General features: G+C 62.7%; 14 protein-coding genes. 12 read left to right on the forward strand and 2 right to left on the reverse strand.

Annotated elements, in window-relative coordinates; all coding sequences use genetic code 11:
- Positions 1-3 precede the first annotated feature (3 nt).
- The 9 genes from PYR71_RS16135 (at position 4) to PYR71_RS16175 (ending at position 6920) form a co-directional block, all read left to right on the forward strand.
- Positions 4-1347, forward strand: a complete 1344-nt coding sequence (locus tag PYR71_RS16135; protein WP_275620054.1) for a pyruvate dehydrogenase complex dihydrolipoamide acetyltransferase — start codon at positions 4-6, stop codon at positions 1345-1347.
- Between the two features lie 19 nt (positions 1348-1366).
- On the forward strand, positions 1367-2008 hold the full coding sequence (locus PYR71_RS16140; RefSeq protein WP_038688707.1) for an SGNH/GDSL hydrolase family protein: 642 nt from the start codon (positions 1367-1369) through the stop codon (positions 2006-2008).
- Positions 2009-2012: 4 nt separating this feature from the next.
- Positions 2013-2594 carry a GNAT family N-acetyltransferase gene (locus tag PYR71_RS16145; protein ID WP_275620055.1) on the forward strand — a complete coding sequence of 194 codons (582 nt, stop codon included), beginning with the start codon at positions 2013-2015 and terminating at the stop codon, positions 2592-2594.
- An 18-nt stretch (positions 2595-2612) separates the two neighbouring features.
- Positions 2613-4058, forward strand: a complete 1446-nt coding sequence (gene lpdA / locus PYR71_RS16150; RefSeq protein WP_275620056.1) for a dihydrolipoyl dehydrogenase — start codon at positions 2613-2615, stop codon at positions 4056-4058.
- 96 nt (positions 4059-4154) lie between these two features.
- Positions 4155-4409, forward strand: coding sequence for a GlsB/YeaQ/YmgE family stress response membrane protein (locus PYR71_RS16155; RefSeq protein ID WP_011425215.1), 255 nt, complete (start codon positions 4155-4157; stop codon positions 4407-4409).
- 14 nt (positions 4410-4423) lie between these two features.
- Positions 4424-4672 (forward strand): GlsB/YeaQ/YmgE family stress response membrane protein, encoded by a 249-nt coding sequence (locus tag PYR71_RS16160; RefSeq protein ID WP_275620057.1) that lies wholly within the window; start codon positions 4424-4426, stop codon positions 4670-4672.
- 48 nt (positions 4673-4720) lie between these two features.
- Positions 4721-5692: a lipoyl synthase gene (gene lipA / locus PYR71_RS16165; protein ID WP_183915761.1), complete on the forward strand. Its 972-nt coding sequence runs from the start codon at positions 4721-4723 to the stop codon at positions 5690-5692.
- A 187-nt stretch (positions 5693-5879) separates the two neighbouring features.
- Positions 5880-6458 carry an AAA family ATPase gene (locus PYR71_RS16170; protein ID WP_275620058.1) on the forward strand — a complete coding sequence of 193 codons (579 nt, stop codon included), beginning with the start codon at positions 5880-5882 and terminating at the stop codon, positions 6456-6458.
- A 9-nt stretch (positions 6459-6467) separates the two neighbouring features.
- A complete protein-coding gene (locus PYR71_RS16175; RefSeq protein ID WP_275620059.1) occupies positions 6468-6920 on the forward strand; it encodes a type II toxin-antitoxin system RatA family toxin in 453 nt (150 codons plus the stop codon).
- 19 nt (positions 6921-6939) lie between these two features.
- On the opposite strand, the gene PYR71_RS16180 is transcribed toward PYR71_RS16175, so the two are convergent.
- Complete coding sequence (locus PYR71_RS16180; RefSeq protein ID WP_275620060.1) at positions 6940-7440, reverse strand: CinA family protein; 501 nt, start codon at positions 7438-7440, stop codon at positions 6940-6942.
- Complete coding sequence (locus PYR71_RS16185; RefSeq protein ID WP_275620061.1) at positions 7440-8657, reverse strand: bifunctional 2-C-methyl-D-erythritol 4-phosphate cytidylyltransferase/2-C-methyl-D-erythritol 2,4-cyclodiphosphate synthase; 1218 nt, start codon at positions 8655-8657, stop codon at positions 7440-7442. Before PYR71_RS16185 ends, PYR71_RS16180 begins: the two co-directional genes overlap by 1 nt.
- A 143-nt stretch (positions 8658-8800) precedes the next feature.
- On the opposite strand from PYR71_RS16185, the gene dusB reads away from it, so the two are divergent.
- From dusB to ntrC, 3 genes are read left to right on the forward strand one after another with little or no spacing between them, the layout of a single operon-like run.
- Complete coding sequence (dusB, locus tag PYR71_RS16190; protein ID WP_275620062.1) at positions 8801-9820, forward strand: tRNA dihydrouridine synthase DusB; 1020 nt, start codon at positions 8801-8803, stop codon at positions 9818-9820.
- On the forward strand, positions 9817-10971 hold the full coding sequence (locus PYR71_RS16195) for a two-component system sensor histidine kinase NtrB (protein ID WP_183915751.1): 1155 nt from the start codon (positions 9817-9819) through the stop codon (positions 10969-10971). Before dusB ends, PYR71_RS16195 begins: the two co-directional genes overlap by 4 nt.
- Positions 10968-12419 (forward strand): nitrogen regulation protein NR(I), encoded by a 1452-nt coding sequence (gene ntrC, locus PYR71_RS16200; protein WP_275620063.1) that lies wholly within the window; start codon positions 10968-10970, stop codon positions 12417-12419. The genes PYR71_RS16195 and ntrC overlap by 4 nt, the downstream gene beginning before the upstream one ends.
- Positions 12420-12767 lie beyond the last annotated feature (348 nt).

The raw sequence follows: 12767 nt of genomic DNA on the forward strand, positions 1-12767 counted from the left end.
TCGATGCCGATCAATATCACGATGCCCGCCCTCTCTCCGACCATGGAAGAAGGCAATCTTTCCAAGTGGCTGGTCAAGGAAGGCGACAAGGTCAAGTCAGGCGATGTGATCGCCGAGATCGAGACCGACAAGGCGACGATGGAAGTCGAAGCTGTCGATGAAGGCACGGTCGCCAAGCTCGTCGTTGCCGCCGGCACCGAAGGTGTCAAGGTCAACGCGCTGATCGCCGTTCTCGCGGCCGATGGCGAGGATGTCGGTGCTGCTGCAAGCGGCGCGGGTTCGCCCGCTCCCGCCAAGGCTGAAGCCGCTCCGGCGCCGAAGGCCGAGGCTGCCCCGGCGAAGGCTGAGCCCGCTCCGCCTGCTGCGCCCGCCGCCGCACCCGCGGCAGTTTCGGCCGGCAGCAACCGCACCTTCTCTTCGCCGCTCGCTCGCAGGCTTGCCAAGGAAGCCGGCATCGATCTTTCGGCGGTCGCAGGCTCCGGCCCGCATGGCCGCGTCGTCAAGAGCGACATCGAAGCCGCCGTTGCCGGCGGTGGCGCCAAACCTGCCGCCGCGCCGGCTGCTGCTGCTCCGCAGGCTGCTGCGCCGGCCGCCGCAGCGCCGAAGGGCGCCTCCGATGACGCCGTGCTCAAGCTCTTCGAGCCGGGCTCCTACGAGCTCGTGCCGCATGACGGCATGCGCAAGACGATCGCCCGGCGCCTGGTCGAATCCAAACAGACGATCCCGCATTTCTACGTCAGCGTCGATTGCGAGCTCGACGCTCTGATGGCGCTGCGCGCCCAGCTGAACGATGCGGCTCCCCGCAAGGACAACGCTCCGGCCTATAAGCTCTCGGTGAACGACATGGTCATCAAGGCCATGGCGCTGGCGTTGCGCGATGTTCCCGACGCCAACGTGTCGTGGACCGACAGCAACATGGTCAAGCACAAGCACGCCGATGTCGGCGTCGCCGTCTCGATCCCCGGCGGCCTGATCACGCCGATCATCCGCAAGGCCGAGCAGAAGACGCTGTCTGTCATCTCCAACGAGATGCGCGATCTCGGCAAGCGGGCCAAGGACCGCAAGCTGAAGCCCGAGGAATATCAGGGCGGCACCAGCTCGGTCTCCAACATGGGCATGATGGGCGTCAAGAACTTCGCCGCCGTCGTCAACCCGCCGCATGCGACGATCCTCGCGGTCGGCGCCGGCGAGCAGCGGGTCGTCGTCAAGAATGGCGAAATGGCGATCGCCACGGTCATGAGCGTCACGCTGTCGACCGACCATCGCTGCGTCGACGGCGCGCTCGGCGCCGAGCTGCTCCAGGCCTTCAAGGGCTACATCGAAAACCCGATGGGCATGCTTGTCTAAGCGCTAAGCGGAGGCGGAAATGACCAAGACCGTTCTTTGTTATGGCGACTCGCTGACCTGGGGTTATGACGCCGAGACTATCGGCCGTCATGAGTACAAGAATCGCTGGCCGAGCGTGCTTCAGGCAGCGCTGGGCAGCGAGGCGCGTATCATTGCCGAAGGCCTGAACGGTCGCACCACCGCCTTCGACGACCATCTCGCCGATTGCGACCGCAACGGTGCGCGCGTCCTGCCGACCATCCTGCAGACGCATGCGCCGCTCGACCTCGTCATTCTCCTGCTCGGCACCAACGACATGAAGCCGGTTGTGGCTGGTTCGGCCTTTGCCGCCTGCCAGGGCATCAGCCGCCTCGTGCGGCTGATCCGCAATCATGCCTGGCCCTTCGAATTCGACGGGCCGGAGATCCTGATCGTGGCGCCGCCGGCAATCTGCGCGACGGGCAATGTGCCCTTCGCCGCATCCTTTCCCGGCGGCATCGAAGAATCGGCCAAGCTCGCGACGCTCTATCGTGACCTTGCCGACGAACTTGGCTGCGGCTTTTTCGACGGCAACTCCGTCGCCAAGACCACGCCGATCGACGGCATTCATCTCGATGCGGAGAACACCCGTGCGCTCGGTCGCGGCCTGGAATCGATCGTGCGGATGATGCTGGGGATCTGAGCATATGACCGCCTTCATCGCCCTGCGGCAGGCCTCACGGCGCGATGCCTCGGAGCTGGCGATCCTGGCAGATATCGCATCGCATGGCTTTGCTTCCTGGCTCTGGTTTGCCGACGTGGCGAATGGTGTGAGCGACACACCTTTGGAGCGAGGGCGGCTGAAGATGAGCGAGGAGGAGGCCGTCGGCGGTTGGCGGGATGCCGTTATCGCCGAGGCTTATGGTGAAGTTGCTGGCGTGGCGATTGGCCATGTGCTGGATGAAGCCATAGAGGATGTCGAGGCGACGATCGCGGCGACCGAGCCGATGCTCGCCTTGCAGAAGACGGTGGTGGGAAGCTGGTTCATCGGCAGTCTCTGCGTCTATCGCCATCTGCGCGGAATCGGGATCGGGCGAAGGTTGCTAGAGGATCAGATCGACAGGGCCGATCGCCGGCCTGTCAGTCTCATTACCGCAAGTGATAACGAGGCGGCTCTGTCGCTTTATGGAAGAAACGGATTCTCGGAGGCTGCGCGCGCTGATGCCGTGCCGCCCTTCGAAAACAGCAAGAGACACGCGTGGGTGTTCATGACCCGCAGCGCAGCGTAAACAAAGGGCAGGACACATATGGCGGAATCCTACGACGTTATCATCATCGGCTCCGGTCCCGGCGGCTATGTCGCCGCCATCCGCGCGGCCCAGCTCGGCCTGAAGACGGCGATCGTCGAGCGCGAGCATATGGGTGGCATCTGCCTGAACTGGGGCTGCATCCCGACCAAGGCGCTGCTGCGCTCGGCCGAAGTGCTGGATCACGCCAACCACTTCAAGGACTTCGGTCTCGTTCTCGAAGGTACCGTCAAACCGGACGCCAAGGCCGTCGTCGGCCGCTCGCGCGCCGTTTCCGCCCGTCTCAACGCCGGCGTCGGCTTCCTGATGAAGAAGAACAAGATCGACATCATCTGGGGCGAGGCCAAGCTGACGAAGCCCGGCGAAATCGTCGTCGGCAAGTCGTCGAAGCCGGTCGTCGAGCCGCAGCATCCGCTGCCGAAAAACGTCAAGGGCGAGGGCACCTATACCGCCAAGCATATCATCATCGCGACCGGCGCCCGCCCGCGCGCGCTGCCGGGTATCGAGCCGGACGGCAAGCTGATCTGGACCTATTTCGAGGCGCTGAAGCCCGACGCGCTGCCGAAGTCGCTGATCGTCATGGGCTCGGGCGCGATCGGCATCGAATTCGCCAGCTTCTACCGCTCGATGGGCGTCGATGTGACGGTTGTTGAAGTCATGCCGACCATCATGCCGGTCGAAGATGCCGAAATCACCGCCATCGCCCGCAAGCAGCTGGAAAAGCGCGGCCTTAAGATCTTCACCAGCGCCAAGGTCACGAAGGTCGAGAAAGGTGCGGGCAGCATCACCGCCCATGTCGAGACGTCAGATGGCAAGGTCCAGCAGATCACTGCCGATCGGATGATCTCCGCCGTCGGCGTTCAGGGCAATATCGAATATCTTGGCCTGGAAGCGCTCGGCATCAAGACCGACCGCGGCTGCGTCGTCGCCGACGGTTACGGCAAGACCAATGTCGCCGGCATCTATGCGATCGGCGACGTCGCCGGCCCGCCGATGCTGGCGCACAAGGCCGAGCATGAAGGTGTGGTCTGCGTCGAGAAGATCGCCGGCCTGCCGAATGTGCATCCGACCGACAAGGGCAAGGTTCCCGGCTGCACCTATTGCAACCCGCAGGTCGCTTCCGTCGGTCTCACCGAAGCCAAGGCCAAGGAGCTGGGCCGCGACATCCGCGTCGGCCGCTTCTCCTTCGCGGCAAACGGCAAGGCGATCGCACTCGGCGAAGATCAGGGCATGGTCAAGGTGATCTTCGACAAGAAGACCGGCGAACTGCTCGGCGCCCATATGGTCGGCGCCGAAGTCACCGAGCTCATCCAGGGCTTCGTCGTCGCGATGAACCTCGAGACGACGGAAGAAGAGCTGATGCACACGATCTTCCCGCATCCGACCGTCTCCGAAACGATGAAGGAAGCGGTGCTGGATGCCTATGGCCGCGTGCTGAACGCTTGATAATTTCCAAGGCCGCCCTCTATCCCGAGGCGACGAAGCTGTCCTCCCGTGATGGCTTAAGCCGCTCCGGGGTAGTAAAAACGAAAGGAAATCCTCATGTCTATGGAGACGCAGGCGTTGCTGGTGTTTTTGCTGATCGGCCTTGTGGCGGGCTTCCTCGCAAGTCTGGTCGTCGGTGGCGGCGGCCTGATCAGATGTCTTCTCAGCGGCATCATCGGCGCCTTCGTCGGCGGCTATCTGTTCAGTGCGCTGGGCATTTCGCTGGGCATTGAAAACGCGCTGGTCGTGCAGATCATCCACGCCACCGTCGGCGCGATCATCGTGGTGCTGGTTGCCAGGGCAGTCGCTTAGGGGGAAGGGCAGGGATGGAGGGCGTGGGCTGGATTTCGGCAATCATCATCGGTGGACTTGCGGGCTGGCTCGCCGGCAAGCTGATGGATGCACGATACGGGATTTTCCTGAACATCGTGCTCGGCATCGTCGGCTCGGTCGTCGCCACCGCCATCCTCGCCCAGTTTCATGTCCAACTTGCCGGTGGACGCCTCGGTTCCTTCGTCACGGGTTTCCTTGGCGCCTGCCTGCTGATATTCCTTGCGCGGCTGGTGCGGCGCTAGATCGAAGAGATGATGCCGCTTTAAGTGCGGCGGAAAGCTGAAACTGCAATGGTGACCATTCTCGATACGATCAATCCCGACGCCAAGCGCGTGCGCCATCCCGAGAAGGCGCATCGGCCGGATACGGAAGTCATGCGCAAGCCGGACTGGATCCGCGTCAAGGCGCCGACCTCCAAGGGCTATGCTGAGACGCGGGCGATCGTGAAGGAGCACAAGCTCGTCACCGTCTGCGAGGAGGCCGGCTGCCCGAATATCGGCGAGTGCTGGGACAAGAAGCACGCCACCTTCATGATCATGGGCGAGATCTGCACCCGCGCCTGCGCCTTCTGCAACGTCGCCACCGGCAAGCCGAATGCGCTCGATATGGCCGAGCCGGAGAATGTCGCCAAAGCCGTCCGGGAAATGGGCCTTAGCCACGTCGTCATCACCTCGGTCGACCGCGACGATCTGGAGGACGGCGGCGCCGAACACTTCGAAAAGGTGATCTGGGCGATCCGTGCAGCTTCACCGGCAACGACGATCGAGATCCTGACGCCCGACTTCCTGAAGAAGCCGGGTGCGCTGGAGCGCGTCGTCGCTGCCAAGCCCGACGTTTTCAATCACAACATGGAAACGGTTGCCGGCAATTATCTGACGGTTCGCCCCGGCGCCCGCTATTTCCATTCCATCCGCCTGCTGCAGCGGGTGAAGGAGCTCGATCCCACCATGTTCACCAAGTCGGGCATCATGGTCGGCCTCGGCGAGGAGCGTAACGAAGTGCTGCAGCTGATGGACGACCTGCGCACCGCCGATGTCGACTTCCTGACGATCGGCCAATACCTGCAGCCGACCCGCAAGCACCACAAGGTCGAAAGCTTCGTCACGCCCGAAGAGTTCAAGTCCTACGAGACGGTCGCCTACAGCAAAGGCTTCCTGATGGTCGCCTCCAGCCCGCTGACCCGCTCGTCACACCATGCTGGAGATGATTTTGCGCGGCTGAAGGCGGCGCGGGAAAAGAAGCTGTTGGTGGCGGCTGAGTAAGGTTTGGGGTCCTGCCAACCTCTCTTTCGTCATGCTCGGGCTTGTCCCGAGCATCTGCAACCGATCGATAGGGCAGCAGATCCTCGGCACAAGGCGCACAAGGCCGAGGATGATGCCGAGTAGGGGGCGCGGCTAGGCAACAAACTGACCGCGGTGATTATTGCCATGGTTTTTCTTTGGGCAGCCAATGAACGTCACTTCCGGTTTGAAATTGGCGCTGGCCGCGGCCGACCGTATCCTGGTGATCGGTTGCCCCGGCAGCGGCAAGAGCACGTTCGCAAAGCGGCTTTCGCAAGTGCTCGACCTCGATTACATCTCCATGGATCGCGACTTCTATTGGCTTCCCGGCTGGAGAAAGAGGCCGCGTGACGAGATCGATCGTCTTATCACCGACGCCGTAGCGGGAAAGCGCTGGATCATGGATGGAACCGGCCTCAATTCCTTCCATCTTCGCCTGCCGCGCGCCCAGGCGGTCATTTGGCTTCGCCCGCCAAGATATGCCTGCCTGTACGGTGCCATCTCAAGAGCATTGCGTCATTTCGGGCGTAACCGCCCCGAACTGCCTGCCGGCTGCCCTGAAAACCTCTCGCTGGATGCGCTTTTCTATATCTGGAATTTCGAGCGCGATGCCGTCCCCTTAATCGAGGCCGCACTTCGGGATCATGCCGCCGGGATCGCCGAGCGCGGCTCTGAAATGCCGATTCTCCAATTAAAATCCCATCGCCAGATGCGCCAGCTTCTTGATCTTCTCGGCCGGCCCGCTTAATTGCCGCCTATGCCGCACTTCGAAACGCACCGTTCCGTCCCGCATACGCCCGACCAGATGTTCGATCTAGTTGCCGATGTCGAACACTATCCCGAGTTTCTGCCGCTTTGCGAGGCGCTGTCGGTCAGAAGCCGCAAGGAGCGTGACGGCAAGATCCTGCTCGTGGCCGACATGACCGTCGGCTACAAGGCGATCCGCGAGACCTTCACGACCCAGGTGCTCTTGAACCGGGCCGAGCGCGTCATCGAGGTCAAATATATCGACGGCCCCTTCAAATATCTCGACAATCGCTGGCATTTCGCCGAGACGCCGGCTGGCGGCTGCACCATCAATTTCTTCATCGATTACGAATTCAAAAGCCGCATTCTCGGCGCCTTGATGGGCTCGATGTTCGACCGCGCCTTCCGCATGTTCACCGAAGCCTTCGAAACGCGCGCAAGCAGGATCTACGCTCCAGCCTGACGGCCGGTTGCAGGCATTCTCAAACCGTGAGCAGCAAACGCACCATCTCCAGCGCCGTCCTGACCGTTGCCAGCCGAACTTCACTGCGGCCGATGTCGCCATAGAGCATTTTGCGGTGGATGAGCGCGCCGGTGCGCGATTTCGCGGCAAGATGCACGAGGCCGACCGGTTTTTCGGCCGAACCGCCGCCGGGGCCGGCAATGCCGGTGACGGCGACGGCGATGTCGGCGCGCGAGCGGAAGAGGGCGCCATGCGCCATCTGCCGGGCGGCCTCCTCGGAGACTGCGCCGAACCGCAGGAGCGTTTGCGCCTGCACCCCGAGCAGCTCGGTCTTGGCGGTATTCGTATAGGTAACGAAGCCGCGATCGACGACGGCGGATGAGCCGGAAATCTCCGTCAGCGCGCCTGAGATCAGCCCGCCGGTGCAGGATTCGGCGGTTGAAATCATCAGCCCTGCCGCGGTGAAGTCACGGATGATCGCCTCTGCCGCCGAAAGGATATCCGGAGGAAAAAGGCCCATCATTTCCTCCCGCGATAGACGACGGTCGCCGTGGCGATCGCCGCGATGCCTTCGCGCCTGCCGACGAAGCCGATCGTCTCGTTGGTCGTCGCCTTGACCGAGCAGCGCTCGAGATCGATGCCGAGATATTCCGATAGATTCGCCCGCATGGCCTCCCGATGGGGGCCGACCCTCGGCGCCTCGGCGATCAGCGAGACATCGGCATTCATGATCGTGCCGCCGCGTTCGCGCACGATCCGCGCGGCATGCTCGATGAAGATCCGCGAAGCCGCTCCCTTCCATTGCGGGTCGGATGGCGGGAAATGATCGCCGATATCCCCCGCACCGCAGGTGGCGAGCAGCGCGTCGGTCAGCGCATGCAGCGCCACATCGGCATCCGAATGGCCTTTCAGCTTCTGGTCGTGCGGAATGAATACGCCGCACAGCGTCACGCCGTCGCCCGCTTCGAGCTGGTGCACGTCATAGCCATTGCCGGTGCGCACGTCGGGAAGCAGCGACGCCGACAGCCGGTCGTCGGCGAGTGCGATATCGCTCTTGACCGTCAGCTTGACATTGTCGGCCGTGCCTTCGACGATCGTCACCGGAATGCCCAGCCATTCGGCGATCGAGGCATCGTCGGTGAAATCGCTGCGCCCGCTCGCCGCCGCCTTCTCATGCGCATCGAGAATCGTTTCGAAGGGGAACGATTGTGGCGTCTGCGCCGCGTAGAGCTGCTCGCGTGAAACCGTCGTCAGCACCGTGCCGGCGCCGTCGGCGCGTTTCAGCGTATCTGTCACCGGCATGGCCGGCAGCACCGCCGCCGCGCCAGTGCCAAGGCTTTCGGCAATGCGGTCGAGAAGCGCGTGGTCGAAGAAGGGCCGCACCGCATCGTGAATCAGCACGTGGCTGACGTGCTTGTCCTTGAGGTACCGGAGGCCGGCCAGCACCGATTGCTGCCGGGTCGGGCCGCCATGCACTGTTTCGATCGGCGTTGCCGAAATGATATGGCGGAAGGCCTTGGCAAACAGCGCCTCGTCATCGGGATGAATGACGACGACGATCGCAGTCGCCGGCTCCCATGTCATGAAGTTTTCAAGCGTATGGACGATAACCGGCTTGCCGCCGATCGGGCGATACTGCTTGGGGCCTTCCTTGGGGGATCCGGCACGCTCGCCGCGGCCGGCGGCAACGATGACAATTCCAGCCGATATCGGTTGCTTGGACGGCATTTGCAGCATAAATCCCCTAAAATATGCGGAATTAACCGGAGTGCTCTAACCTCTTGCTTGGGTCTTTTCCAGCATCTGCCCGAAAAATATCGAATCCGATCCAAGCCCTCTTGGCAAAGCCATGGATCTATGGCTAAAAATAATGCAGTTACATGGTGTGCCTGAAAGATAATCATTTGATTTCCAAGGACCTCGCAGCGCCTTTCCGAATCGGATCCGTATCCGTGCGGAACCGCGTTGTGCTGGCGCCGATGTCCGGCGTCACGGACATGCCCTTCCGCGAGCTGGCGTGGCGTTTCGGCGCCGGCCTCGTCGTCACCGAAATGGTGGCGAGCCGCGAGCTGGTCAACGACACGGCCGAATCCTGGTCGCGGCTCAAGGCCGCAGGTTTCCGGCCGCACATGGTGCAGCTTGCCGGCCGGGAGGCGCACTGGATGGCGGAGGCGGCGAAGATCGCCGCCGATCATGGCGCCGATATCATCGACATCAATATGGGTTGTCCGGCCAAGAAGGTGATCGGCGGTTATTCCGGCTCGGCGCTGATGCGCGATCCCGATCACGCGCTCGGCCTGATCGAGGCGACGGTCGAGGCCGTCGACATTCCGGTGACGCTCAAAATGCGCCTCGGCTGGGACGAGAATTCCATCAACGCGCCCGACATTGCGCGCCGCGCCGAAGCCGCCGGTATTCAGCTCGTCACTATTCATGGGCGCACCCGCATGCAGTTTTACGAAGGCCGCGCCGATTGGGATGCGATCTGTGCCGTCCGCGACGTCATCTCCATCCCGCTGATCGCCAATGGCGACGTCGAAACCGCCGCCGATGCGCAGGAAATATTGCGCCGCTCCGGCGCCGACGCCGTCATGATCGGCAGGGGCTGCCAGGGCAGGCCGTGGCATGCCGGCGTGCTTGCCGGTGCGGCTGAGCCGCGACGTGAAGACATTGCCGATATCGCCGTCGAACATTACCGGATGATGCTCGATTTCTACGGCGAGGCGGTGGCGGTCCGCCATGCCCGCAAGCATCTCGGCTGGTATCTCGAGCGTTTTGCCCCCGCACTTGCCGGCGGCGAGAAGGCTGCGATCATGACCTCGCGCGATCCGAGCGAGGTGGCCGCGCGCCTTTACGAGGCGCTTGACGCAGCTCTTGTCGACAGCCGGGAGGCGGCATGACGAAGGATACCATATCTCCGCCCGACCAGGCCGGCGGAACCGTCGCCATGGCCGTGCTGAACGCCATCCAGAACCCGGTCGTCATGGTCGACGAATCCGGCTTCGTCGCCTTTGCCAATTGGGAGGCGGAGGCCTTTTTTGGCGCCAGCGCCTCGCATCTGGCGCGATACCGGATCTCGACCTTCATTCCCTTCGGCAGTCCGCTGCTTGCCCTGATCGATCAGGTGCGCGAGCGCAAGGCACCGGTCAACGAATATCGCGTCGATCTGAGTTCGCCCCGCCTCGGTCAGGACAAGCTCGTCGACCTCTATGTCGCGCCTGTGCTGAGCGAGCCCGGCGCCGTCGTCATCGTCTTCCAGGAGCGCTCGATGGCCGACAAAATCGACCGGCAGCTGACGCATCGCGCCGCTGCCCGCTCGGTCACCGGTCTCGCTTCGATGCTGGCGCATGAGATCAAGAACCCGCTCTCCGGCATCCGCGGCGCCGCGCAACTGCTCGAACAGTCCGCGATCGACGACGACCGGGCATTGACCCGGCTGATCTGCGACGAAACCGACCGTATCGTCTCGCTGGTCGATCGCATGGAAGTCTTTTCCGACGAACGTCCGGTCGACCGCATGCCGGTCAATATCCATTCCGTGCTCGATCACGTTAAGGCCGTCGCCAAGGCGGGTTTTGCTCGCAACATCCGCGTCACCGAGAGTTATGACCCGTCGCTGCCTGCCGTCTATGCCAATCGCGACCAGCTCGTCCAGGTCTTCCTCAATCTGGTGAAGAACGCCGCCGAAGCAGTCGGTGACCGGCCGGACGGCGAGATAATGCTGACGACGGCCTATCGCCCGGGCATCCGTCTTTCCGTCGCTGGCACCCGTGAAAAGATCTCGCTGCCCTTGGAATTCTGCGTTCACGACAACGGCCCCGGCGTTCCCGCCGATCTGCTGCCGCATCTCTTCGATCCCTTCATCACCACCAAGACGAACGGCAGCGGTCTCGGCCTGGCGCTGGTCGCCAAGATCATCGGTGATCACGGCGGCATCATCGAATGCGACAGCCAGAACAGCCGCACGACTTTCCGCGTTCTCATGCCGGCGTCGAAGGACGTTTCGCTCGAGGATGCTTCTTCCGTAAGCTCGACAGGACATTCTCGATGACAGCCACGATCCTCGTTGCAGATGATGATGCGGCGATCCGCACCGTGCTCAACCAGGCTTTGAGCCGCGCCGGCTATGATGTACGCATCACTTCCAACGCCGCTACCCTCTGGCGCTGGATTTCGGCGGGCGAGGGCGATCTTGTCGTCACCGACGTGGTGATGCCTGACGAAAACGCTTTCGACCTGCTGCCGCGCATCAAGAAGGCGCGTCCCGATCTGCCCGTTCTCGTCATGAGCGCGCAGAACACCTTCATGACCGCCATCAAGGCTTCCGAGAAGGGCGCCTACGACTATCTGCCGAAGCCTTTTGACCTGACCGAGCTGATCGGCATCATCGGCCGCGCGCTCGCCGAGCCGAAACGCAAGCCTGCCAAGCTCGAAGAGGATATGCAGGACGGCATGCCGCTCGTCGGCCGGTCGGCGGCGATGCAGGAAATCTACCGCGTGCTCGCCCGCCTGATGCAGACGGACCTGACGCTGATGATCACCGGCGAATCCGGCACCGGCAAGGAGCTTGTTGCCCGTGCGCTGCATGATTACGGCAAGCGCCGCAACGGCCCGTTCGTCGCGATCAACATGGCGGCCATCCCGCGCGACCTGATCGAATCCGAGCTCTTCGGCCATGAGAAGGGCGCCTTCACCGGCGCGCAGACACGCTCGACCGGCCGTTTCGAGCAGGCCGAAGGCGGCACGCTGTTCCTCGACGAAATCGGCGACATGCCGATGGACGCCCAGACGCGGCTGCTGCGCGTGTTGCAGCAAGGCGAATACACCACCGTCGGCGGCCGCACGCCGATCCGCACCGACGTGCGCATCGTCGCCGCCACCAACAAGGATCTGAAACAGGCGATCAATCAGGGCCTCTTCCGCGAGGACCTCTACTACCGGCTGAATGTCGTGCCGCTGCGCCTGCCGCCGTTGCGCGACCGCGCCGAGGACATTCCCGATCTCGTGCGCCATTTCATCCAGCAGGCCGAAAAGGAAGGTCTCGGCTCCAAGCGCTTCGATCAGGAGGCGCTGGAACTGATGAAGGCCTATGCCTGGCCGGGCAATGTGCGCGAACTGGAAAATCTCATCCGCCGTCTGATGGCGCTCTATCCGCAGGATGTCATCACCCGCGAGATCATCGATGCCGAGCTGCGCTCCGACGTTCCCGACAGCCCGATCGACAAGGGGCCGATCCGCAACGGCTCGATGACGATCTCGCAAGCGGTCGAGGAGAACATGCGCACCTATTTCGCCAGCTTCGGCGAAAACCTGCCGCCGCCCGGTCTCTATGATCGTGTGCTGACCGAAATGGAATATCCGCTGATCCTGGCCGCGCTCACGGCAACGCGCGGCAACCAGATCAAGGCGGCCGATCTTCTCGGCCTCAACCGCAACACCTTGCGCAAGAAGATCAGGGAACTCGGCGTCTCTGTTTATAGAAGCTCCCGCACCGCCTGAAAAAAGGCGGTGAGCCCCTCGCTGGCCCACCGCCTCCTCCTCCCAGTATCCGCCGCCACGGTCGGGAACAAGATTAAATCTATCCTGGCCCCGTCACGGTTTGTATCTGCGCCGGCAAACAAAAGCGCAGTGTCATTTGATGGTCACATAGTATTTGCGAGCTATTGATCGCCGCCGGGCAAATGTCATTGAAGTTGCTACGGTCGCAGCCACCGTGCCTGTGGATAAGCTGTGGATAACAGGTGGATGGCATGGCTGGTCAGCGGACGTTAAGGTTTTCGATTTCGCCCGAATGTTGCTCATCCGTTCCGCGTGTCGCCATCGCCGTTGCGCCCCGAATGAGGTTCG

The sequence above is a fragment of the Rhizobium mulingense genome (assembly GCF_029194105.1).
Classification (GTDB): domain Bacteria; phylum Pseudomonadota; class Alphaproteobacteria; order Rhizobiales; family Rhizobiaceae; genus Rhizobium; species Rhizobium mulingense.

What these genes read in the sequence shown, in the direction of transcription:
- PYR71_RS16170 (WP_275620058.1), top strand. Translation starts at nt 5,880, where the DNA reads ATGAACGTCACTTCCGGTTTGAAATTGGCGCTGGCCGCGGCCGACCGT.
- PYR71_RS16145 (WP_275620055.1), top strand. Translation starts at nt 2,013, where the DNA reads ATGACCGCCTTCATCGCCCTGCGGCAGGCCTCACGGCGCGATGCCTCG.
- PYR71_RS16135 (WP_275620054.1), top strand. Translation starts at nt 4, where the DNA reads ATGCCGATCAATATCACGATGCCCGCCCTCTCTCCGACCATGGAAGAA.
- PYR71_RS16180 (WP_275620060.1), bottom strand. Translation starts at nt 7,440, where the DNA reads ATGGGCCTTTTTCCTCCGGATATCCTTTCGGCGGCAGAGGCGATCATC.
- PYR71_RS16175 (WP_275620059.1), top strand. Translation starts at nt 6,468, where the DNA reads ATGCCGCACTTCGAAACGCACCGTTCCGTCCCGCATACGCCCGACCAG.
- PYR71_RS16195 (WP_183915751.1), top strand. Translation starts at nt 9,817, where the DNA reads ATGACGAAGGATACCATATCTCCGCCCGACCAGGCCGGCGGAACCGTC.
- lpdA (WP_275620056.1), top strand. Translation starts at nt 2,613, where the DNA reads ATGGCGGAATCCTACGACGTTATCATCATCGGCTCCGGTCCCGGCGGC.
- PYR71_RS16185 (WP_275620061.1), bottom strand. Translation starts at nt 8,657, where the DNA reads ATGCTGCAAATGCCGTCCAAGCAACCGATATCGGCTGGAATTGTCATC.
- dusB (WP_275620062.1), top strand. Translation starts at nt 8,801, where the DNA reads ATGGTGTGCCTGAAAGATAATCATTTGATTTCCAAGGACCTCGCAGCG.
- PYR71_RS16155 (WP_011425215.1), top strand. Translation starts at nt 4,155, where the DNA reads ATGTCTATGGAGACGCAGGCGTTGCTGGTGTTTTTGCTGATCGGCCTT.
- lipA (WP_183915761.1), top strand. Translation starts at nt 4,721, where the DNA reads ATGGTGACCATTCTCGATACGATCAATCCCGACGCCAAGCGCGTGCGC.
- PYR71_RS16140 (WP_038688707.1), top strand. Translation starts at nt 1,367, where the DNA reads ATGACCAAGACCGTTCTTTGTTATGGCGACTCGCTGACCTGGGGTTAT.
- ntrC (WP_275620063.1), top strand. Translation starts at nt 10,968, where the DNA reads ATGACAGCCACGATCCTCGTTGCAGATGATGATGCGGCGATCCGCACC.
- PYR71_RS16160 (WP_275620057.1), top strand. Translation starts at nt 4,424, where the DNA reads ATGGAGGGCGTGGGCTGGATTTCGGCAATCATCATCGGTGGACTTGCG.